The organism is Phascolarctobacterium sp. (genome assembly GCF_045124115.1).
In the GTDB taxonomy this organism is placed as follows: domain Bacteria; phylum Bacillota; class Negativicutes; order Acidaminococcales; family Acidaminococcaceae; genus Phascolarctobacterium_A.
In genome coordinates, this window is record NZ_JBGVLF010000023.1 from 1 (window position 1) to 20,030 (window position 20,030).

Consider the following 20,030-nt stretch of genomic DNA (forward strand, 5'->3'; position numbering starts at 1 on the left):
GCGTACTCCGCCTGAGCTGAGTGCGGATATTATGGACCGCGGTATTATTATGACCGGCGGTAGCAGCATGCTGCGCAATCTGGACCGTCTGATTTCTCAAGAAACAGGTATGCCCGTCTATGTATCCGACGAAGCGCTGAACTGCGTTGCTTTGGGCACAGGTATTGCTGTGGAAAATATTGATATTTATCGTAAGGGCTTTATGACCTCCAAATAATAGGAGTTTGGCATGAGCAAGAAAGTTATGCTAATCGTTCTGGCAGTGTTTGTGCTGCTGGCCATGTTATCCATGGCGGTGGCAGGCGGTAGTCGTTTCCCCCTCATCAACAAGGTGGTGACGGCAATAGTGCTGCCTGCAGAAAGCGGCATTAACAGCATTGGTCACGCAGGCAGCAGCCTGCGAGGCTACTGGAAAGCACTGACAGTGATGCAGAAAGAAAATGCCCAATTAAAAGAGGATAATGAGGAGCTGCGCAGCGCCAATATCCAAATGGCGTCCGTATATGCGGAAAATAAGCAGCTGCGCGCTCTTTTGGACTATAAGGAAGAACACCGTAGCCAAAAGGTAGTGGCGGCAAGGGTTATTTCCCGTAACTACGGCGATTTGCGGGACTGCATTTATATTGATGCAGGCAAGGACAAAGGCTTGGCTAGAGAGATGGCAGTGGTCAATGGTGGTCTGGTCGGTATTGTAGACGAGGTTTACAGTGACTATGCCCGCGTGCTGCTGTTGAACTCCCCCCGTTTCAAGGTGGGCGCACGTATCCTGCGTGCTGATTCCCGTGCCGTAGGCGTGGTAGGCGGCAGAACCTCCGCTGATGAAAAGCTGGTGCTGGAGCATGTGTTCCGCGAGGCCAGCATCCGCGAAGGGGACGTAGTGGTTACCAGCGGCTACAGCGGCAGCCATCCTGCGGATATCCTTATCGGTACGGTTACAGCTGCCCGTATGGACAGCGTGGGACTGTTGCAGGAAGCGGATGTACACGCTTCTGCCGACATTGCCGACGTGGAACAGGTTTTGGTAATTACCGCCTTTACGCCGGGACCAAAATTGGAAATTGTTAGACAGGGAGGACAGGCGAAATGAGGAGACTGATTTGGCCCGTCCTGTTTCTGCTTTTATTGCTTCTGCAAGGGGCGGTGTCCGTCTTTTACCAAGGCTGGTTAAGCTTTGATCTGCTGCTTATCGCCTTATATGCTTTTGCCATGCTGCGGGGGCAGGAGGCAGGCGCGGCAGTTGGCGCTGCTATCGGTCTGTTGCAGGATGCTATGACTGTAGGCGTTTTTGGCTACCATATTCTATCGCGTGCTGCTCTTGGCTATATGATTGGCTTTACCAAGGAAAAAGTGGTGAAGGATAACGCCTTTTACCATATGCTGGCAGTGGGCGTATGCAGTTTTTTTGTACGCTTCTGCTATTGGTGGCTGGAACTGGTGCGCAGCGGTGGACGATGGGGCATCTTTTTGGAATATTTTAAAGAAAGTTTAGGCTTCATTATGGGCAATATGCTTTTAACAGTGCCCGTAGTGTTAGCTGTAAAATATGTTTACGATTGGATTCGCAAGGAAGATATTTCCTATTGATAACTTATAGAAAGGAAGGCTGACGCAGACCATGCTCAATCAGAAAAAGGCTGACAGACTGCACATCATGCTAGCTTTATGCATGGTGGTTTTTGTGGTGCTTTTAGGGCGCATGGCCTATATGCAGCTGTGGCGGGGGGACTACTATTCTAAGCAGTCCGACGGCAACCGCTTGCGCCAGTCGAGAATCATTGCTCCCCGCGGCATTATCTATGATATGCATGGGCAGGAGCTGGTTAATAATCTGCCGGGGTACGCCGCAGTGCTGCAAAAACAGTCCGAGTATAAGCCGGAAACCTTGCAGCGGATTAGCGACCTTTTAGGTATTCCTGTAGAAAAAATCAAGGAGCGCATTAAAGAAAGCGCCAACTTCTACGAGCCCATTCTGCTGAAGAGCAACCTTTCTCCGGAAATGGTTACGAAGATCGAGGAGCAGCGCCGCTATATGCCCGAGGTGATGCTGGCAGTGCAGCCCATTCGCAACTATCCCTACCATGAATTGGCAGTGCATGCTTTGGGCTACGTGGGCGAGGTCAGCTCCTACGAAATCGAAAAGGGACTCTTCAAAAATGTGGTGCAGGGCAGCATCGTGGGCAAGTCCGGCTTGGAGCAAAGCTATGACAAGATCCTCCGCGGCCAGGACGGTGCTTTTATGGAGGAAGTAGACGTGGGCGGCAACGTAGTCAAACACTATGATTCCGTGCAGCCCGTTCCCGGTAAGAACATCAAGCTGACACTGGATTTGCGCCTGCAAAAATCTTTGGAAGAGTTTACGGATAAGCATCTTGCTTTCCTCCGTAGCAGCGGCTTGGCACCTCGTGCCCGCGCTGCCGCTGTTGTAGCCATCGACCCCCGTAACGGCGCTGTCCGCGCTATGGTCAGCCGTCCAGGCTACGACCCCAATTTGTTCGTCCACGGTATTTCCTCCAAGGATTGGAACAGGATCAACAACGACGAAAATTATCCCATGAACAACAAGGTAATCAGTGGCGAATATCCGCCCGGTTCTACCTTTAAGATTGTTACAGGCAGTGCGGCTTTCGAGCTGAATAAAGTTGGTTTGGACGAGCCTATTTTCGACGGCGGCTTCCACCCCTTGGTTCCTACCATGGGCAACGCCGGTGGCGAAGTTTTGGGCTGGCTGACTTTTATTAAAGCGCTGGCTATGTCTGATAACGTTTATTTTTATGAATTAGGCTACCGCGTAGGTATTGATAATATTGCTAAATACGCCCGCATTTACGGCTTCGGCGAGCCCACAGGCATTGATCTGGAGGGCGAAAGCAAGGGCCTGGTTGCTTCCAAGCAGGTTAAGCGGGAAATTTGGAATGAAGACTGGCGCTTAGGCGATACCTTCAACGCAGCCATCGGTCAGGGCTTTAACCTGACTACGCCCATCCAGCTGGCAGTTATGCTGGGCATTGTAGCCAACGGTGGTACCAAGTACCAACCTTATTTGGTGGACAGCATTACAGACAGCCAAGGCAATACAGTGGAAACGCCCAAGCGCAGCGAAGGCAAGCATATCGATGTTTCTCAAAAAACTATCGACTATATCCGTATGGGTATGAGTGCGACTACCCAGGAAGGCGGTACTGCTTCCTACTTCAGCGGTCTGCCCAGAGATATTGCAGGTAAGACAGGTACTGCGGAAAACTCCCATGGCCGCGACCATGGTTTGTTTGTTGCCTATGGTCCGGTAGAAGACCCGGAACTGGTTGTAGTCTGTATCGTAGAGCAAGGCGGCTTCGGCTCCACGGCTGCAGGTCCCATTGTTTATAAAGCCTTTGAAGAATTCTTTAAAGAAAGAGGCTGGATGCCGGAAGAAAAACCGCAGCCTGCGCAAGCAGAGCAGGCACCGGCGCAATCCCAGCAGTAGGGAAGGAGAATAGCGGTGGACATTAAGCGTATCCTTAAAAATTTGGATTGGTGGCTTATTATTGCCGTGCTCCTTTTAATGGGTTGCGGCTTGGGGCTCATTGACAGCGCCACCCATTCCTTTGCCGTGAGCACGGGCAAGGCGTGGCATGTGCAGCGCCAAAGTATGTTTATGCTCTTTGGCATTGTGATGGTGGCAATATCCTTAGCTTTTGACTATCGGATGCTGAAAAATTATGCCAATAAGCTGTATTGGTTCAATATTATTCTTTTATTGGCAGTAATGTTTGTAGGTCACAGCCAGCTAGGCGCTCAGCGCTGGATTCAGATTGGCTCCTTTACCTTCCAGCCCAGCGAGTTTGCCAAGGCGTTTTTGATAATTTGCTTGGCAGCCTTTATGGAGAAGCGTATTGAATGGCTGGAGGAGTTCAAGGATTATCTGCCTGTCTTTGGCTATATCCTTGTGCCTTTCGTCCTAGTTATGCGTCAGCCGGACTTGGGCACATCTTTGACATTTATTGCTATTTTAGTCAGCATGATTTTCGTCAGCGGCTTTAAATACAAATGGTTCTTCCGCATGGGCGTGGCCTTTGTGGCTATGCTGCCTGTCTTTTGGATGATTTTAAAGGACTACCAGAAGAACCGTATCCGTGTCTTTTTGGACCCGGAGATGGACCCCTTCGGCAGGGGTTACCACGTTATTCAGTCCAAAATTGCCATTGGCAGCGGTGGCTTTTTAGGCAAGGGCTGGCTGGCAGGCACCCAAAGTCAGCTGAACTTTTTGCCGGAAAACCACACGGACTTTATTTTTGCTGTAGCAGGTGAGGAGTTTGGCTTTGTAGGAGCTGCCTTCATCATCCTTTTGTTTATGATAATTATTTGGCGCGGTATCGCTATCGCTCTCGATGCGGACGACAATTTCGGTACGCTGTTGGCTGTGGGCGTTACAGGCATGTTCATGTTCCACATTCTGGTCAACATCGGCATGACCGCCGGCATTATGCCGGTTACTGGCGTACCCTTGCCTTTTTTGAGTTACGGCGTAAGCTCGTTGATAACTAATCTGATGCTGGTGGCTTTGCTTTTGAATATCAAGGCCCGCAAGCAGAACTTGCAATTCTAAGGAGGATTTATGGAAAAGGAACTGACCATTGACATACTGAGCAGCGTGCAGAAACCTGCCCGCTATACCGGTGGTGAATTCAACAGTATTATTAAACCTGCGGCGGAAGTAGAAGCTACCATTGCTTTGGCTTTCCCCGATGTTTACGAAGTGGGCATGAGCTATTTGGGCTTTAAGATTCTCTACCACCTGTTGAACAAGGAGCAGGGTGTACAGGCAGAGCGTGTCTACGCCCCTTGGATTGATTTGGAAGCCAAGATGCGTGAACGCAACATTCTCCTGCGTACTTTGGAAACTAAAAAAGCTTTGCGTGACTGCGATATTGTGGGCTTCACCCTGCAGTACGAGCTGAGCTATACCAATATTTTGAATATGCTGGATTTGGGCGGTATTCCTGTTCTTGCCGCTGACCGTGGGGAAGAAGACCCCTTGGTTATCGTAGGCGGTCCCTGCGTCTTCAACCCCGAGCCTTTGGCTGATTTCTTTGACTTTGCCGTGATTGGCGAAGGCGAAGAGGTATTGGCAGAAGTAATGACTGCTTATAAAGCGTGGAAGAAGGCTGGCAAGCCCGGTGGACGCCAGCAGTTCCTCCGCGAGGTTGTCAAGATTCAAGGCATCTATGTGCCTTCCTTCTACCGTCCTGTATATAACGAAAACATGACTTTGAAGGAAGTACAGCCCCTAAGCGAGGACGTTCCTCCTGTAGTTTATAAACGCGTAGTACGCGACATGAACAGTGTGGATTTCCCCACTGCTCCCGTAGTACCCTTTGGCGAAATCGTCCATGACCGTATCAGCTTGGAAGTTTTCCGTGGCTGCAGCCGTGGCTGCCGTTTCTGCCACGCAGGCATGGTGTACCGCCCTGTCCGCGAGCGCAAGCCCGAAGTATTGAAGGACTTGGCACGTAAGCTGGTAGATAACACCGGTTATAACGAAATCAGCCTTATTTCCCTGTCCAGTGCCGATTACTCCTGCCTGGCACCTATGGTTCGCGACATGATTAGCGAATTTAAGGATGAACGCGTCAGCGTGTCCCTGCCTTCCCTGCGTATTGACAGTTTCTGCGTAGCCATTGCTAAAGAAGTACAGGCTGTACGCAAAAGCGGCTTGACCTTTGCTCCGGAAGCAGGCAGCCAAAAGATGCGCGACGTTATCAATAAAGGCGTAACGGAAGAAGATCTGATGAACGCTGTAGGCGCAGCTTTCGAATCCGGTTGGAACAGCGTGAAGCTGTACTTTATGATCGGTCTGCCCTTCGAAACTGACGAAGATATTCTGGCGATTGCGGATTTGGCACGCAAGGTACAATATAAATATTTCCAAGTAACCGGTAAACGCGGCTGCAAAGTTACCTGCAGTGCCTCCTCCTTCGTACCCAAACCTTACACCGCTTTCCAATGGTTCGGTCAAAACGATTTGGAAACCATTCGTCGCAAGCAGTTCCTGCTGAAGGACGAAATCAAGAAATACAAGAACATTACTTTGAACTACCATGACGGCAAAACCGGCATTATTGAAGCTGTCTTCGCCCGCGGCGACCGCCGCGTAGGCAAGGCGCTGCTCTTGGCTTGGCAGAAGGGCGCACGCTTCGATGGTTGGAGCGACTGCTTCTCCTACGACCGTTGGCTGGAAGCACTTAGCGAAGCAGGCTTGGACAAAGACTTCTACGCATCCCGTCAGCGTGGTGAAAACGAAGTTTTCCCGTGGGAGCATGTTTCCCCGGGCGTTGCCCGCGGCTTCCTGTGGCGCGAATGGCAAAAGGCGTACGCGCAGCAGCTCACCCATGACTGCCGTCGCAGCACCTGCACCGGTTGCGGCGTCTGCCAAAAACTGGGCGTAAATATTATCGATTACAAGGAGGAAGCAGAGCAATGAAACTGCGCATGCAAATAACTAAGGATCCTGAAATCCGTTTCATTTCCCACTTGGAATATGTGCGCACCATTGGCCGTGCTATCCGCCGTGCCAAACTGCCTGCTGCCTATTCCGAAGGCTTCAATCCCCATCTGAAATTCAGCCTTGCTTCCGCTTTGGGCGTAGGCGTGGTCAGCTATACGGAGTTTGTAGAAATCGAGCTGGCAGAGCCTATGGATGTAGAAACTGCTGCCAAAGCATTGGATAAAGCTTTACCCCGCGGCATCCGCGTTTTGGCTGCCGATGCGGTGGACACCCACCATGCGGCGCTGATGAGCCAGGCTGCAGGTGCTAGCTACCGTGTAACCTTGCCCTATAATAAGGACATTACGGCAGCAGTGGAAGCTTTCAATGCTGCGGAACAACTGCTCTTTAAAAAGGCAGCGCCTAAAACTAAAGCAGGCTTCAAGGAAATCGATGTCAAGTTCTACATTCCCCGCATTGCAGCAGTTTGTAATGGTGAAGAAACCGTCTTTTCCTTCGACTGCAAGATTACCCCTACCGGCAGCATGAAGGCAGTGGATCTGCTCAATGCTTTAAACGAGCAGTACGCTTTGGGGCTGCCTGTGGAAATGGCGGATATTGAACGCCTGCGCCTGTACAAAGCAGGCAAGAATGGCAAGCAGCTGCCCATGTTGGATGCGGGCGCAGTCAAGCTGGCGTAAGCCAAGTTGTCCGTGCTGCTGTTACTAACCCTATTTCTTGTAAATTTTGTATAAATTTTTACACTGGAAGCAGCAGATATAGTAGTAAACTCTTGCCATGAACGCAGGATAATGTTATAATAAACACTAGAGATATAAGTGGACTTAGAGAAAGAGTGGGTGCGATACCCACTCTTTCCGCTTATTATGTTAAAAATTGAATATGGAGGTGAATTTGATGCAGGCAAAAGAGGTAGAAGCACTTATTACTGCAATGGTAGAGCCTTTGTTGGTAGGTACTGACATGACTTTGGTAGATGTGGAGTATGTGCGCGAAAAAGATTGGTATTTGCGTATCTTTTTGGACAAACCGGGCGGAGTCGAAATTGATGACTGCCAACTGGTTAGCGAAAAGCTTACGGCTGTACTGGATGAGAAGGACCCCATTCCGGACAAATATTTTCTGGAGGTTTCCTCTCCCGGCATCGACAGGCCGCTGAAAAAGGACAAGGACTTTGAAGCAGCCTATGGAACAAAGGTGGATATTATCTTCTATGCGCCTTGGGAAGGGCTGAAGAACCTGACAGGCGTGCTCACTGCCCATGATGATGAAGCAGTGTGGGTTAAGAAAATTATTAAAGGTAAGGAATTTAAAAATCCTGACCGTATTGAACGCAAATTAATTAGTGTTATTAGACCGCATATTGATTTTTAATTACTTAGAAAGTAGGAGGCAGATTAAGTGAACGAATTGATCCTGGCAATCAATGAGCTGGGCAAAGAAAAAGGTATTGACCCTGATATTCTTTTCCAAGCTGTAGAGGATGCTTTGGTTGCTGCTTATAAGAAAAATTCCAATTCTAACCAAAATGTAACTGTTAATATGAATAAAGAAACCGGTGAGATTCATGTTTATGCTTACCATACCGTTGTAGAAGGGGAAGCACAAAACGATGATGAGATTTCCTTGGCTGATGCTAGAGTAATCAACCCCAACTACCAAGTCGGTGATTCTGTTAGCGTAGAAGTTACTCCCAAAAACTTCGGCCGTATTGCTGCGCAAAACGCTAAACAAGTAGTTGTACAACGTATTCGCGAAGCAGAACGCGGACAGGTTTACGAGCGCTTCCAAAGCCGTAACCAAGATATCGTAACCGGTATCATCCAACGTATGGAAAACAAAAACGTCTACATCGATTTGGGCAAGGTAGAAGCTGTTCTGACTCCCAACGAGCAAATCCCCGGCGAAGTTTACCAATACCATGACCGCATGAAGACCTTTATCGTAGAAGTTAAAAGATCTACCAAAGGCCCCCAAATTATGGTATCCCGTACTCATCCCGGTCTGTTGAAGCGTTTGTTCGAACTGGAAGTTCCTGAAATCCATGACGGTGTAGTAGAAATCAAATCCGTTGCCCGCGAACCGGGTATGCGCTCCAAGATCAGCGTTTACACTGCTGATGAAAACGTTGATCCCGTTGGCGCATGCGTAGGCCATAAAGGTATGCGCGTACAAACCATCGTGAACGAACTCCGCGGTGAAAAAATCGATATCGTTAAATACAGCGAAGACCCTGCTCAATACGTAGCTAACGCACTGAGCCCGGCGAAAGTTGTCAGCACCTGCGTAAACGAAGACGAAAAGATTTGCCGTGTAGTAGTTCCTGATTACCAACTGTCCCTGGCTATCGGCAAGGAAGGCCAAAATGCCCGCCTGGCTGCTAAGCTGACCGGTTGGAAGATTGATATTAAGAGCGAATCCCAAGCCAAAGCTGAGGATGCTGAATAAACATCATGATGAAGGTAAAGAAGATTCCGCAGCGCAAATGTGTGGGCTGCAATGAAATGAAAGATAAAAAGGCTTTATTGCGCATTGTGCGTTCTCCCGAAGGTGAAATCAGTCTTGATCTGACCGGAAAGAAGAACGGCCGTGGCGCCTATGTGTGCCCCAACGAGGCATGCATTACCAAAGCAGTGAAGGAGAAACGTCTGGAACGCGCTTTGGAGAAGCCGGTAAGCGAAGAGGTTTATAAGCAACTGCTGGAGGATCTTGCGCATGGCAAACAGTAAGGAAGCCTTCGCCTTGGGCTTAGCCCAAAAGGCAGGCAAGCTCCAATCCGGTGACTTTGCAGTAAAGACCGCCTTAAAAAGCGGCGGTGTGGAACTGCTTGTTATAGCGGCTGATGCGGCACCCAATACGAAAAAGGAATTATATTTCTTGGCAGAGCAGGGAGAAGTTTCCGTTAAGGAGATTTTAAACCGCGCTGAATTGGGGCACGCTATAGGTAAAGCACCCAGAGCAGCTGTAGCAATTATGGACCCAAACTTCGCTAAAATGATAGGTGGTATTACTACTACCTGAGTTTTAGATACGGAGGTAGATTGATGGGTAATAAAAGAATCTATGAAGTTGCTGCCGATTACGGCAAGCACGTTAACGAAGTTTTAGATTTGTTGAAGAAGAACAATATCAATAAAACCAATTTCAGCGGTGCGGATGAACAAGTTATGGCTGTTATCCGCAAGGCTTACGACAAAAAGCCCGAGCCCCCCAAGGCTGCGCCCAAAGCTGAAAAAAGCGCTGCACCTGCTAAAAAAGAGCAGGCAGCTCCGGTAAAGAAAGAACAGCCCCAACAAAAGGCTGCTAAACCTGTGAATAATAATAACGGTCAGAGGAATATGCAACAAAACAACCAACGTAATAACGGTCAACAAAATAATCGTAACGACAATCGTCAAGGCAACCGCGACAACCGCGGCCAACAAAACCGTAACAACAACGGTCAACAAGGCAACCGCGATAACCGCGGCCAACAAACCCGCAACAACAACGGTCAGCAAGGCAATCGTGATAACCGCGGCCAACAAAACCGCAACAATGGCGGCCAACGCCAAGGCGGTGTTTTCGTAGGTCCTAAGGGCCAACAACCTGGCCAAAGCGCAGTGCACGGCGAAAGCCGCTCCATGAGCGCAGCTCGTCCCGCTGCCAGCCGCAGCGAGTACCGTGGCGACAGCCGCGATATGCGTGACGGCGGCAAAGGCGGACGCAACGCAGGCAAGCAAGGCCGCAAGGATAAGCCGCAAATTAAAGGCTCCTACGCAACCAAGGAAAGCCGTCCTAACCGCAGTGCAGGCCACCAAATGCCTGCTAACCGCAACCGTAAGCCTAACAATGCGCCTAAGGCTGCAGCTCCGGTGGAAGTAGTTCGTCCTACCTATGTAGAAGTGGGCGAATCCATCAACGTACAAGAATTTGCTAAGCTGATTAAACGCGAAGTAAACGAAGTTATCAAAGCGCTGTTCATGCTGGGCATGATGGTTACCATCAACCAAGACATCGACTTTGAAACTGCCCAACTGATTGGCGACAACTTCGGCGTAGAAGTTGGCCAAAAAGCTCCGGAAGAAGATCCTACCGAAGTTCCCGAGGTTGACGATCCTGAGGAGAAACGTGTTCCCCGTCCGCCTGTAATCACCGTTATGGGCCACGTTGACCACGGCAAAACTTCCTTGCTGGACGCTATCCGTAAAACTAACGTTACCGCTCGCGAAGCAGGCGGTATTACCCAGCACATTGGTGCATATAAAGTTAACTACCAAGGCAAGCAGATCGTTTTCCTGGATACCCCGGGCCATGAAGCTTTCACCGCTATGCGTGCCCGTGGCGCCCAAGTAACCGACGTTGCTATCCTGGTTGTAGCTGCAGACGACGGCGTAATGCCGCAAACCATTGAAGCAATCAACCATGCTAAAGCTGCTAAGGTGCCCATTATTGTTGCTATTAACAAAATGGACCGCCCCGGTGCTAACCCGGACCATGTAAAACAACAATTGGCAGAGCATGAGCTGATTCCCGAGGATTGGGGCGGCGACACCATTATGGTGCCTGTTTCCGCACACCAAAAAACCGGTATTACCGATTTGCTGGAAATGATCCTTTTGGTTGCAGAAATGCAAGAACTGAAGGCTAACCCCAACCTGCCTGCTCATGGTACCATTATCGAAGCACAGCTGGATAAAGGCCGCGGCCCTGTTGCTACCGTCCTGGTACAACGCGGTACCCTGCACATTGGTGATACCATCATCGCAGGCACTGCTTACGGCAAGGTTCGCGCTATGGTCAACGACCGTGGTGAAAAAGTTAAGAAGGCGCTGCCTTCCACCCCTGTAGAGGTACTGGGCTTGAACGACGTACCTGCAGCCGGTGATATCTTAGACAGCACCGATGAAAAGACTGCCCGCAGCGTAGCAGAAAAACGTATCGCTAAGAAGAAGGAAGACGAAATCAAGTTGAACTCCAAAGTATCTTTGGACGACTTGTTCCAACGTATCCAAGAAGGCGAAATCAAAGAATTGAACATCGTTGTTAAGGCTGACGTACAAGGTACCATCGAAGCATTGAAGGCTTCCTTAGAAAAGATTAAGAACGATGAAGTTAAAGTAGTTGTTGTCCATGCAGGCGTAGGCGCTATTACCGAGTCCGACGTTATGCTGGCTTCCGCTGCCAACGCTTTGATTATCGGCTTCAACGTTCGTCCTGACGCTAACGCCCGCAAAGCATCTGAAACTGAAAAGGTTGACGTACGCACCTACCGCGTAATCTACGATGCCCTCAACGACGTAGAAGCAGCTATTAAAGGTATGCTGGCTCCCAAATTCAAAGAAGTTGTTCAAGGCCGCGTAGAAGTTCGCCAACTGATTACTATTTCCAAACTGATCATTGCAGGCTGCTATGTACTGGAAGGCAAAGTTACCAACAGCTCCAAAGTACGTGTAGTTCGCGATGGTATCGTTATTAACGAAGACGTTATTGAATCTCTGCGCCGCTTCAAAGATGACGTTAAAGAAGTTGCCCAAGGCTACGAATGCGGTATTACCTTAGAGAAGTTCCGCGATCTGAAGGTTGGCGACGTATTTGAAGTTTACGACATGGAAGAAGTTGCAGTAGAGTAATTGAGGATAAACAAATGGCAAGATTAAGAGTAGAAAAGGTGCAGGAGGCCATTCAACACGAGATCAGCAATATGCTGCTCCATGATGTGAAAGACCCGCGCATCCAGTTCGTGACCGTTACCGGCGTAGAGCTGACTGACGACATGAGCTATGCCAAGGTGTTCATCAGCATGTATGGTCCCCAAGATAAGCAGGAAGAAACTTGGAAGGCACTGAATAAAGCGTTGGGCTTTATGCGTACGGAAATCGCTAAGCGCATCCGTCTGCGTTTCGCCCCCACGCTGATCCTGCAAAAGGATACCTCTATGGAATACAGCGCCCATATCCAAAGCATTCTTGACAAAATCAAGAAGGAAGAAAAGCCTGCAGCAGAGGAAGCACAAGATGAGTAAGGAGCTTTCCCTGCAGGAAACAGGCGCCCTGCTTTTGGCAGCGGAAAAAATCGTACTTTGTACCCACGTGAGCCCGGACGGAGATACTCTGGGCTCCACCTTGGGTTTAGCACGCTTTTTACTGCAGCAAGGCAAGCAGGTAACTGTTTTTTGTGATGATAAGATTAATGACAGCTTGGGCTTTATCCCCGGTATGGAGCTGGTGCAGCGTCCTGTAGCGGGCACGAAGCTGGCAGCTGACGTTTTAGTGGTTATTGACGCCAGTTCCTTCGACCGCATCGGCATAGTGGCTGATGTAGTGGAATACAAGGAGCTGCTCAACATCGACCACCATATTTCCAACGACCGTTTTGCTGAGTATCTATATTTGGATCCCAAGGCTGCGGCAGTGGGCGAAGTTATGGTGGACTTGTTCCAGGCTATGGGTTGGAGCATGGATAAAGAGACGGCAACCTGTTTCTTTACCGCTATTAATACGGACTGCGGTTCCTTCCGTTTTGCTAATACCACCCCTAAAACCATGCGCAAAGCAGCGGATCTTTTGGAGTGCGGCGTAGAGCCTAACTTTATTAGCGAAAGCTTGGAAGTACGTTCCCGTAAAACAGTGGAACTGTTGGGCAAGGTGCTGCCTTCCCTGACTTTTGAGGCAGAGGGCAGAATTGCTTATTTAACCATTACCAATGATTTATACGACGCTGATGCCAATACGGACAGCTTTGTATCCTATCCCCGTTCTATTGAAGGCGTGGATGTAGCCATTATGTTCAAGGCTGTGGAACCTGCGGTAACACGGGTGAGCATGCGCAGTTCCAAAGTGGATGTGTCCCAAGTGGCAGTGCATTTTGGCGGTGGCGGACATATCCGCGCTGCAGGCTGCACCATTTACGCACCGGTGGAGGAGGCGCGGGAACAGCTTTTGGCTGAACTGCGCAAGCAGCTGTAATGGACGGCGTATTTAATGTGCTGAAGCCCCCGGGCATGACCAGTCATGATGTGATTGGTTTTCTGCGCCGGGTGCTGCAGACGAAGAAAATTGGACATGGGGGAACTCTTGACCCTGATGCGGCAGGAGTTCTTCCTGTTTTTGCAGGTACTGCTACCCGCCTGTTGGAGTTCGCCATGGAAGGGCGCAAGCAGTACATTGCTGAGTTTACTTTGGGCGAGCAGCGGGATACCGGTGATGACAGCGGCAGCGTAGTAAAGACTATGCCCGTGCCGGAAATCACGGAAGCAGGCTTAAAGGCAGTGCTGCAAAGCTTTATCGGTCCCCAGATGCAGCTGCCTCCCATGTACAGCGCCGTGAAAATCAACGGCAAAAAGCTGTACCAATTGGCACGGCAGGGGCTGGAGGTGGAACGCCAAGCCCGTCCCATTGAAATCTACCGCCTAGACTTGCTCAACTTTACGCCTACTACCTTTACGGTAGCGGTGGAGTGCAGCAAAGGCACCTACATCCGCGTACTGGGCGAAGATATTGCTGCTGCTTTAGGCACCTGCGGTACCATGAGCTTTCTGCTCCGTACCCAAGTGGGGGCGTACCTGCTCAACGATGCCCACACTTTGCAGGAAATCGCTGCTGACCCTGTGGGATGCAGTGCAGAGCCTCTTTCTGCAGTTGCGCATTTGCCCAAGCTGACGTTGAACGGACGTCAGGCAGCACGCATTACTAACGGCGTACGCACCACTATTCGCGGCACTGCAGCAGGGCAGTACGCTTTGCTGGGCCCTGAAGGCGAGTTCTTGGGCATCGGTACCTGTAGCGAAGAAAAAATCAAGGCAGATAAGATTCTTGCCCACTATAAAATGCCAGAGGAAGAGTAAAGATGGAGATAATTACTTCTCTTGGACAACTGCATAGCTTTGACAGGCCCTGCGTAGTAGCTTTGGGTACTTTCGACGGCTTGCACCGGGGCCACATGGATGTTATCCGCACGGCTAAGGAGCAGGCGGAAAAGACCAAAGCGCTTTTGGCAGTCTTTACCTTCAGCAATCATCCCTTTGCCTGCTTTCGTCCGGATAAAGTGCCTGCAGCGTTGATTACGCCTCAGGAGAAAATGGAACTGCTGCAGAGCGTAGGGGTGGATGTTCTGGTGGACATTCCCTTTGATATGAGCGTGGCCCGTTTGGAACCGGAGCGCTTTTTGGAGCGTTTGCAGGGCTTGGGCTACAGCTGCCTCGTAGTTGGCAGCAATTTTACCTACGGTATTCGTGGCGAAGGTACGGTGGCAACTTTAGCAGTTTCCGCTGCCAAGCTGGGCTTTACTTTAATCGTCCGTGATTTAGTCAGCGATGGCGCTACGGTAATCAGCAGCACGGCTATCCGCCGCTTGATCGCCCAGGGCGAGGTGGCAGAGGCCAACCACATGCTGGGGCGCCGCTATAGCTTGAGCGGTATTGTGGCTCATGGCAACGAGCGGGGACGTCTTTTGGGCTTTCCTACAGCTAATCTGGAGCTGGAGGAAGCAGCAGGCTGCGCCATTCCCCAAGGGGGAGTGTATGCGGTGCTGGTGCAGGTGGCAGGGGCTACCTACGGTGGCATGGCCAATATCGGCTACAACCCCACCTTTGGCGATGTGCTGAAACCGCGCCTGGAAACCCACATCTTCAACTTCTCCGGAGATATTTACGGGGAGCGGATTACCGTGCAGTTCTTGGAAAGAATCCGTGGGGAAGTAAAGTTTGGCAGTATTGCTGAGCTGGCTGCGCGCTTACAGGCAGATAAAGAAGCTGCTTTAAAAATTTCTTGCACTAATCTGTAACATATGGTATACTATTCCAGTATGTGAACCAAGGCTTGGTGGCACGCTTCTCCAGCGACTACTATGCTTTTGGCAATTTTAAATTTTAGGAGGAACACACAATGTTAACTAGCGAAGCTAAAACCGCCGTAATTCTCGACAACGCACGCCATGAAGGCGACACCGGTTCTCCGGAAGTACAAATTGCAGTTCTGACCGAACGCATCAAATACTTGACCGAGCACCTGAAAGAACACAAAAAAGACCATCATTCCCGTCGTGGCCTGCTGAAAATGGTAGGTAAACGTCGTGGCCTGCTGAACTACCTGCAAAGCAAGGACATCGAACGTTATCGTGCAATCATCGCTAAACTGGGTATCCGTAAATAATCAGTTTCGTGAACAAGGACGCATCCTTAGGGGTGCGTCTTTTTTATAGGTAAATTTATGACACGGCAAATAGACAGTGATTTTCTGCATCGGGCGTTGAAACATTATTATGGTTATGACAGCTTCCGCCCGGGGCAGGAAGAAATTATCAGCCAAATATTGCATGGGCATCCTGTTTTGGCAGTGCTGCCTACGGGTGCAGGCAAAAGCGTCTGCTTCCAACTGCCTTCACTATTGCTCAAGGGGGTAACGCTGGTTATTTCCCCGCTGATTTCCTTGATGAAGGACCAAGCGGAGCAGCTGACGGCGCGGGGGATTCCTGCGGCGTACTTGGATAGCAGCATGACTGCCAATGAGTATGGCAAAGTGCTCCACGCTGCCTTGAATAAGGAATGTAAGTTCCTCTATGTGGCGCCGGAACGTTTGTTGAATCCGCAATTCGTACGCTTTGCCCAGCAGGCGTATATTACCATGGTGGCAGTGGACGAGGCGCACTGCGTTTCCCAATGGGGGCACAGTTTCCGTAAGGATTACTACAATATCCCCGAATTTATGAAGTTGCTGCCTACGAAGCCGCTCTTGGCGGCCTTTACGGCTACGGCTACGCCCCAAGTGCGGGAGGACATCTGCGTACGCTTGGAGATGGACAATGCTAAAATGGTCATCACAGGCTTTGACCGTCCCAATCTGCATTTCGCGGTGGAGCGTACTCGCGATAAAGAACGCTCTTTGCTGAACTTTATGGAGGAACACCGCAACAGCTGCGGCGTCATCTACTGCGCTACCCGCAAAAAGGTGGAGCAGGTGACTACGCTTTTGCTGCGCCAAGGCTACACCGCTTTGCGCTATCATGCAGGGCTTACTCCGGAAGAACGCAGGGAGAACCAAAACTTGTTCGTCAGCGGGCAGGTGCCTGTGATCGTGGCCACTAACGCTTTCGGCATGGGTATCGATAAGGCGGATGTACGCTTTGTGCTTCATTATAATATGCCCAAGGATATGGAAAGCTATTACCAAGAGGCAGGTCGTGCAGGGCGCGATGGTCTGCCTGCGGAGTGTCTGCTGCTGTATGACAGGGCGGACATTGCGGTGAATACTTATTTAATCGGCCACGACCAACCGGATTTGGAGTGGAAGGAGCATGAGCTGGAGCTATTGGATAAGATGGTTTTCTACTGCAATACGGGTACCTGCCTGCGGAAGGCGTTACTAGAATACTTTGGCGAAAAAGCCCCTGCGCGCTGTGGCAACTGCGGTAACTGCGACCATAATAAGACAGCTAGCTGGCGTAAGTTTTTTGGCATCTGAAAATAGAGGTAAATATGGATATAACAACTCTTGATTACTACAATAACAACGCGCAATCATACATTAAAGACACTGTAGGTGTGGATATGAGCTCTAGGCAGGATCGATTTTTAAAATTACTGCCTCAAGGTGCGCATATTCTGGATTTTGGCTGCGGCAGTGGGCGGGATAGCAAGTACTTTTTGGAGCGTGGCTTTAAGGTTACGGCAATAGATGGTTCTGCAGAGTTTTGCAAGCATGCTAGCCTGTACACAGGTCTATCTGTCAAGCAGATGTATTTTCAAGATTTGGCAGAGGTTGGGGTGTACGATGCAGTTTGGGCGTGCGCATCAATTTTGCATTTGCCTAAAAATGAGCTGGAAATGGTACTTGGAAAAATCAGAGATGCTTTAGTTGCGGGAGGTGTGCTGTATACTTCCTTTAAGTATGGCGATTTTGAGGGACCGCGTAATGGTAGGTATTTTACTTTTATGACGGAACCGCTGCTGCAGAAAATGTTAGCTAAAGTAGGTAGCTTTGAAGTTGTAGAAATGTGGACGGCGGGAGATGTTAGACCCGGTCGTGCTGCAGAAATGTGGCTGAACGTGTTAGCACGAAAAGAGTAAAAATTAAAGGCTTACGTAGATTGATACGTCTACGTAAGCCTTTTTTGTTGTGAGGGCTATTTGTTTGTGCTATACTAAGGGTGAAACGTAAAGTGGGTGCACCCCTAAGATGGAAGTGCACATGGCTCTCGTAAGAGAGTTTGATTTAGCGATTTGCTAAATGTTAAAAACCGTTGCAGAAGTGGCTTCGGTAGTAGTATCGATTTACGTTGGTCCCGTAAAAGGATGATGCTACTACTGTGCCAAATTTTAGCAAAGCCAATAGCAGTATCATCCTCCGAAAAACTTTCGTGTTTCAAGAAAGGGTGAAAGCTATTGGGAGCAAAAGATGTTTCTGAAAAAATTCTTGTAGCGTATAGTGACGTTGCGGCAGATATTTTGAATGTTCTAGTCTGCGACGGGCAAAGGTTATTTGAGCCTGAAATGCTACAGGAAGCAAGCGTTGTATCGCAGTACAAAATGGATGGCAAGCTGCATCATCAAGAGCGTGATGTTGCTAAATTTGTTGTGGACAAAGCAACAAATGCCATTATTACCTGCTGTGGTTTTGAAAATCAAACTAAAGTGGACCGCAGAATGCCATTACGTGTTATTGGTTATGATGGTGCAAGCTACCACAACCAGCAAAATGAAGCAGAGCCATACGAAGTGGTTACATTCGTGTTGTATTTTGGTGAACGCCATTGGCGTGCACCACGCAATTTGCAAGGATGTATAAAACGCAGATGTGATAAACTACCTGACACTGTCCGCAATGACTATAAGATTAATGTATATGAAATTGCCTATCTTACGCAAGAACAGATAGATATGTTCCAAAGTGATTTTAAATACGTTGCTGAATATGTTGTGCAAAAACGCATTAATAGAGAATATCACCCATCTTCCGGTGTTATTAAGCACGTTGATGCGGTGTTAAAGTTGTTGAGTGCAGTTTCCGGTAATTCTGATTTTGAGTTAATTATTCCTGAGGTAAAAGAAGAAGGGGTGAATACTATGGATGCAATGATGGCACGTATTGTAACAACTGCTGAGGCTCGTGGTGAAGAACGCGGTAGAGCAGAAGGCGAAAAGTACGGTGAAGCTCGTGGTGAAGCTCGCGGTATGCTGCAAAAGGCTTTGGATATTGCTACTAATCTCAAACGTAGTACAAATATGAGTGACGAGGCGATTGCAGAGGTTACTTCCTTGACTCTCGAGCAGGTTAAGGGTATTTCTGTGTAGATAGTGAAATTTGACTAAATTATAGACGTTCTGCCTTTTATAACGAGAGGTAGAACGTCTTTTTTTGGTAGGGAGAAAATTTTTAGAACGTTTATAAAATTAAAGGCTTACGTAGATTGTTACGTCTACGTAAGCCTTTCGTTTTTTATGCTGCAGCAAGCACTCTGGTCAATGCTTCAATGTTGGCGCTGAGCTTGTCAATTTTGTTCTCCATGCGGATGAGCAGGTAGGCGCTCACCAGCATGGGAAAACCGTAATCGGCAGCCGCTGCCAAAAATTGGTCAAGTTCCATGTGGACCTCCTTGAATAGCGAACCCCTCTCAGTCAACTTCACTGCTACGCAGTTCGTTGACAGCTCTCTCCAGGGAGAGCCAAGATACTAAAGCGAACGCCGAAAAACTTGGCTCGCCCTCTGGGAGAGCTGGCGCGGAGCGCCTGAGAGGGGAATTTACAAGATTACAGCAATACGGTTACATCACTGGTGCGGATGCGTGCTTCGTAAGCTTCTTTGATTTCGCCGGCAGCTTCGGTGCCTTTGAAGACTGCTTTTTCCACGATGGTGTCCATTGCGGCTTTCGCATCATCATAAGTTACATCTTCGCGAGGGTTGCTCACGGAAATGGTTTTCTTAGAGCCTTCCTCAGTTTTAAATACTAATTCCAAAGTCTTGTCCATAGTTAAAATCTCCTTTCAAATTACGCTTGTTCTACCAGATCAATCTTTTCGCTCAACGCGATACCCTGCACGGTGTTAGCCATGAGATTGCCCAACGCAGTACCAACTGCAAAACAGTCTTCCGCAGTTGCTTCCGCCTTGATGCCGCTGTAGGTGCGGGCTTTGGTTTTGATGCTGCCATTGGTATTTACACCATCCTCCACGTTGATTACTAAAGATTTTTTGTTCATTTGCTCTTGAATTGCCATAAGTAAAATCTCCTTTCAAAATTACGCGAACAGCGCTTCCGCAAGTTCCGCCTTTTGTTGGGGAACCTGCAAAGTGTTCTGCAAAAAGAACTGGCGGTAGTAGCGGGCACGGCTGCGGAGCATTTCTCCACCGGGGCGCAAGGTCCTGGTTTCCGGCATACCGCTGAGCCAGGAAAGGTCCCAGCGGCAGTCGGGGTCATCGCTGTTGGGACCATAGCCATCGGCTACAGCCACTTCGTAGTGAGTGCGCACATGCTCGAAGTCGATGGGCAGTTCCAAAGCGATGCACAGGATAGCGATGACTACAGCCATTTGGTTTATCTGCAGTTCCGTTGGCGGGTCTGCAGCGTAGATG

23 protein-coding genes and 1 pseudogene are annotated in these 20,030 nt (G+C 49.3%); 20 read left to right on the top strand and 4 right to left on the bottom strand.

Annotation, left to right across the window (positions count from 1 at the left end; all coding sequences use genetic code 11):
- From ACJMM4_RS03585 to ACJMM4_RS03680, 20 genes are all read left to right on the top strand, one after another.
- Positions 1-217 (top strand): rod shape-determining protein (locus tag ACJMM4_RS03585; RefSeq protein WP_405383107.1); only part of this gene is annotated, 217 nt, incomplete at its 5' end.
- Between the two features lie 12 nt (positions 218-229).
- Positions 230-1,087, top strand: coding sequence for a rod shape-determining protein MreC (gene mreC / locus ACJMM4_RS03590; RefSeq protein ID WP_405379790.1), 858 nt, complete (start codon positions 230-232; stop codon positions 1,085-1,087).
- Complete coding sequence (gene mreD, locus ACJMM4_RS03595) at positions 1,084-1,584, top strand: rod shape-determining protein MreD (RefSeq protein ID WP_405383109.1); 501 nt, start codon at positions 1,084-1,086, stop codon at positions 1,582-1,584. The genes mreC and mreD overlap by 4 nt, the downstream gene beginning before the upstream one ends.
- A gap of 31 nt (positions 1,585-1,615) precedes the next feature.
- A complete protein-coding gene (mrdA, locus tag ACJMM4_RS03600; protein ID WP_405383111.1) occupies positions 1,616-3,463 on the top strand; it encodes a penicillin-binding protein 2 in 1,848 nt (615 codons plus the stop codon).
- 15 nt (positions 3,464-3,478) lie between these two features.
- On the top strand, positions 3,479-4,585 hold the full coding sequence (gene rodA / locus ACJMM4_RS03605; protein WP_405379796.1) for a rod shape-determining protein RodA: 1,107 nt from the start codon (positions 3,479-3,481) through the stop codon (positions 4,583-4,585).
- A 9-nt stretch (positions 4,586-4,594) separates the two neighbouring features.
- Positions 4,595-6,460, top strand: a complete 1,866-nt coding sequence (locus ACJMM4_RS03610) for a TIGR03960 family B12-binding radical SAM protein (RefSeq protein WP_405383113.1) — start codon at positions 4,595-4,597, stop codon at positions 6,458-6,460.
- Positions 6,457-7,164 carry a TIGR03936 family radical SAM-associated protein gene (locus ACJMM4_RS03615; RefSeq protein WP_405379800.1) on the top strand — a complete coding sequence of 236 codons (708 nt, stop codon included), beginning with the start codon at positions 6,457-6,459 and terminating at the stop codon, positions 7,162-7,164. The genes ACJMM4_RS03610 and ACJMM4_RS03615 overlap by 4 nt, the downstream gene beginning before the upstream one ends.
- A 217-nt stretch (positions 7,165-7,381) precedes the next feature.
- The gene (gene rimP / locus ACJMM4_RS03620; protein ID WP_405379802.1) at positions 7,382-7,858 is read left to right on the top strand and encodes a ribosome maturation factor RimP; all 477 of its coding nucleotides are present in this window, start codon (positions 7,382-7,384) and stop codon (positions 7,856-7,858) included.
- Positions 7,859-7,885: 27 nt separating this feature from the next.
- Positions 7,886-8,932, top strand: a complete 1,047-nt coding sequence (nusA, locus tag ACJMM4_RS03625; protein ID WP_405383115.1) for a transcription termination factor NusA — start codon at positions 7,886-7,888, stop codon at positions 8,930-8,932.
- 8 nt (positions 8,933-8,940) lie between these two features.
- The gene (gene rnpM, locus ACJMM4_RS03630) at positions 8,941-9,213 is read left to right on the top strand and encodes an RNase P modulator RnpM (protein WP_405379833.1); all 273 of its coding nucleotides are present in this window, start codon (positions 8,941-8,943) and stop codon (positions 9,211-9,213) included.
- Positions 9,200-9,505 carry a L7Ae/L30e/S12e/Gadd45 family ribosomal protein gene (locus ACJMM4_RS03635; RefSeq protein WP_405379806.1) on the top strand — a complete coding sequence of 102 codons (306 nt, stop codon included), beginning with the start codon at positions 9,200-9,202 and terminating at the stop codon, positions 9,503-9,505. Before rnpM ends, ACJMM4_RS03635 begins: the two co-directional genes overlap by 14 nt.
- 23 nt (positions 9,506-9,528) lie before the next feature.
- Positions 9,529-12,096 (top strand): translation initiation factor IF-2, encoded by a 2,568-nt coding sequence (gene infB / locus ACJMM4_RS03640; RefSeq protein ID WP_405379808.1) that lies wholly within the window; start codon positions 9,529-9,531, stop codon positions 12,094-12,096.
- Between the two features lie 14 nt (positions 12,097-12,110).
- On the top strand, positions 12,111-12,488 hold the full coding sequence (gene rbfA, locus ACJMM4_RS03645; RefSeq protein ID WP_405379810.1) for a 30S ribosome-binding factor RbfA: 378 nt from the start codon (positions 12,111-12,113) through the stop codon (positions 12,486-12,488).
- Positions 12,481-13,431 carry a bifunctional oligoribonuclease/PAP phosphatase NrnA gene (locus ACJMM4_RS03650; RefSeq protein WP_405379812.1) on the top strand — a complete coding sequence of 317 codons (951 nt, stop codon included), beginning with the start codon at positions 12,481-12,483 and terminating at the stop codon, positions 13,429-13,431. The genes rbfA and ACJMM4_RS03650 overlap by 8 nt, the downstream gene beginning before the upstream one ends.
- A complete protein-coding gene (truB, locus tag ACJMM4_RS03655; RefSeq protein WP_405379814.1) occupies positions 13,431-14,309 on the top strand; it encodes a tRNA pseudouridine(55) synthase TruB in 879 nt (292 codons plus the stop codon). Before ACJMM4_RS03650 ends, truB begins: the two co-directional genes overlap by 1 nt.
- Before the next feature lie 2 nt (positions 14,310-14,311).
- Positions 14,312-15,247 (top strand): bifunctional riboflavin kinase/FAD synthetase, encoded by a 936-nt coding sequence (locus ACJMM4_RS03660; protein WP_405379816.1) that lies wholly within the window; start codon positions 14,312-14,314, stop codon positions 15,245-15,247.
- A gap of 101 nt (positions 15,248-15,348) precedes the next feature.
- A complete protein-coding gene (gene rpsO, locus ACJMM4_RS03665) occupies positions 15,349-15,615 on the top strand; it encodes a 30S ribosomal protein S15 (RefSeq protein ID WP_293729219.1) in 267 nt (88 codons plus the stop codon).
- A gap of 57 nt (positions 15,616-15,672) precedes the next feature.
- Positions 15,673-16,923, top strand: a complete 1,251-nt coding sequence (locus ACJMM4_RS03670; protein ID WP_405379819.1) for a RecQ family ATP-dependent DNA helicase — start codon at positions 15,673-15,675, stop codon at positions 16,921-16,923.
- A gap of 14 nt (positions 16,924-16,937) precedes the next feature.
- Positions 16,938-17,528 carry a class I SAM-dependent methyltransferase gene (locus ACJMM4_RS03675; protein ID WP_405383117.1) on the top strand — a complete coding sequence of 197 codons (591 nt, stop codon included), beginning with the start codon at positions 16,938-16,940 and terminating at the stop codon, positions 17,526-17,528.
- 315 nt (positions 17,529-17,843) lie between these two features.
- Positions 17,844-18,752, top strand: a complete 909-nt coding sequence (locus ACJMM4_RS03680) for an Rpn family recombination-promoting nuclease/putative transposase (protein WP_405383119.1) — start codon at positions 17,844-17,846, stop codon at positions 18,750-18,752.
- Positions 18,753-18,897: 145 nt separating this feature from the next.
- Here ACJMM4_RS03680 and ACJMM4_RS03685 read toward each other — a convergent pair whose 3' ends face one another.
- The 4 genes and pseudogenes from ACJMM4_RS03685 to ACJMM4_RS03700 all read right to left on the bottom strand — a co-directional run.
- A complete protein-coding gene (locus ACJMM4_RS03685) occupies positions 18,898-19,044 on the bottom strand; it encodes a YvrJ family protein (RefSeq protein ID WP_405379825.1) in 147 nt (48 codons plus the stop codon).
- Between the two features lie 164 nt (positions 19,045-19,208).
- Positions 19,209-19,427 carry a DUF2922 domain-containing protein gene (locus ACJMM4_RS03690; protein WP_405379827.1) on the bottom strand — a complete coding sequence of 73 codons (219 nt, stop codon included), beginning with the start codon at positions 19,425-19,427 and terminating at the stop codon, positions 19,209-19,211.
- A gap of 20 nt (positions 19,428-19,447) precedes the next feature.
- The gene (locus tag ACJMM4_RS03695; protein ID WP_405379829.1) at positions 19,448-19,675 is read right to left on the bottom strand and encodes a DUF1659 domain-containing protein; all 228 of its coding nucleotides are present in this window, start codon (positions 19,673-19,675) and stop codon (positions 19,448-19,450) included.
- Positions 19,676-19,696: 21 nt separating this feature from the next.
- A pseudogene (locus ACJMM4_RS03700) lies at positions 19,697-20,030 on the bottom strand (hypothetical protein); the annotation flags it as partial.

Excerpts from the sequence above, each read along its gene's own strand:
- mreC (WP_405379790.1), top strand. The coding sequence starts at position 230 with ATGAGCAAGAAAGTTATGCTAATCGTTCTGGCAGTGTTTGTGCTGCTG.
- mreD (WP_405383109.1), top strand. The coding sequence starts at position 1,084 with ATGAGGAGACTGATTTGGCCCGTCCTGTTTCTGCTTTTATTGCTTCTG.
- mrdA (WP_405383111.1), top strand. The coding sequence starts at position 1,616 with ATGCTCAATCAGAAAAAGGCTGACAGACTGCACATCATGCTAGCTTTA.
- ACJMM4_RS03610 (WP_405383113.1), top strand. The coding sequence starts at position 4,595 with ATGGAAAAGGAACTGACCATTGACATACTGAGCAGCGTGCAGAAACCT.
- ACJMM4_RS03615 (WP_405379800.1), top strand. The coding sequence starts at position 6,457 with ATGAAACTGCGCATGCAAATAACTAAGGATCCTGAAATCCGTTTCATT.
- rimP (WP_405379802.1), top strand. The coding sequence starts at position 7,382 with ATGCAGGCAAAAGAGGTAGAAGCACTTATTACTGCAATGGTAGAGCCT.
- rnpM (WP_405379833.1), top strand. The coding sequence starts at position 8,941 with ATGAAGGTAAAGAAGATTCCGCAGCGCAAATGTGTGGGCTGCAATGAA.
- ACJMM4_RS03635 (WP_405379806.1), top strand. The coding sequence starts at position 9,200 with ATGGCAAACAGTAAGGAAGCCTTCGCCTTGGGCTTAGCCCAAAAGGCA.
- infB (WP_405379808.1), top strand. The coding sequence starts at position 9,529 with ATGGGTAATAAAAGAATCTATGAAGTTGCTGCCGATTACGGCAAGCAC.
- rbfA (WP_405379810.1), top strand. The coding sequence starts at position 12,111 with ATGGCAAGATTAAGAGTAGAAAAGGTGCAGGAGGCCATTCAACACGAG.
- ACJMM4_RS03650 (WP_405379812.1), top strand. The coding sequence starts at position 12,481 with ATGAGTAAGGAGCTTTCCCTGCAGGAAACAGGCGCCCTGCTTTTGGCA.
- truB (WP_405379814.1), top strand. The coding sequence starts at position 13,431 with ATGGACGGCGTATTTAATGTGCTGAAGCCCCCGGGCATGACCAGTCAT.
- ACJMM4_RS03660 (WP_405379816.1), top strand. The coding sequence starts at position 14,312 with ATGGAGATAATTACTTCTCTTGGACAACTGCATAGCTTTGACAGGCCC.
- rpsO (WP_293729219.1), top strand. The coding sequence starts at position 15,349 with ATGTTAACTAGCGAAGCTAAAACCGCCGTAATTCTCGACAACGCACGC.
- ACJMM4_RS03670 (WP_405379819.1), top strand. The coding sequence starts at position 15,673 with ATGACACGGCAAATAGACAGTGATTTTCTGCATCGGGCGTTGAAACAT.
- ACJMM4_RS03675 (WP_405383117.1), top strand. The coding sequence starts at position 16,938 with ATGGATATAACAACTCTTGATTACTACAATAACAACGCGCAATCATAC.
- ACJMM4_RS03685 (WP_405379825.1), bottom strand. The coding sequence starts at position 19,044 with ATGGAACTTGACCAATTTTTGGCAGCGGCTGCCGATTACGGTTTTCCC.
- ACJMM4_RS03690 (WP_405379827.1), bottom strand. The coding sequence starts at position 19,427 with ATGGACAAGACTTTGGAATTAGTATTTAAAACTGAGGAAGGCTCTAAG.
- ACJMM4_RS03695 (WP_405379829.1), bottom strand. The coding sequence starts at position 19,675 with ATGGCAATTCAAGAGCAAATGAACAAAAAATCTTTAGTAATCAACGTG.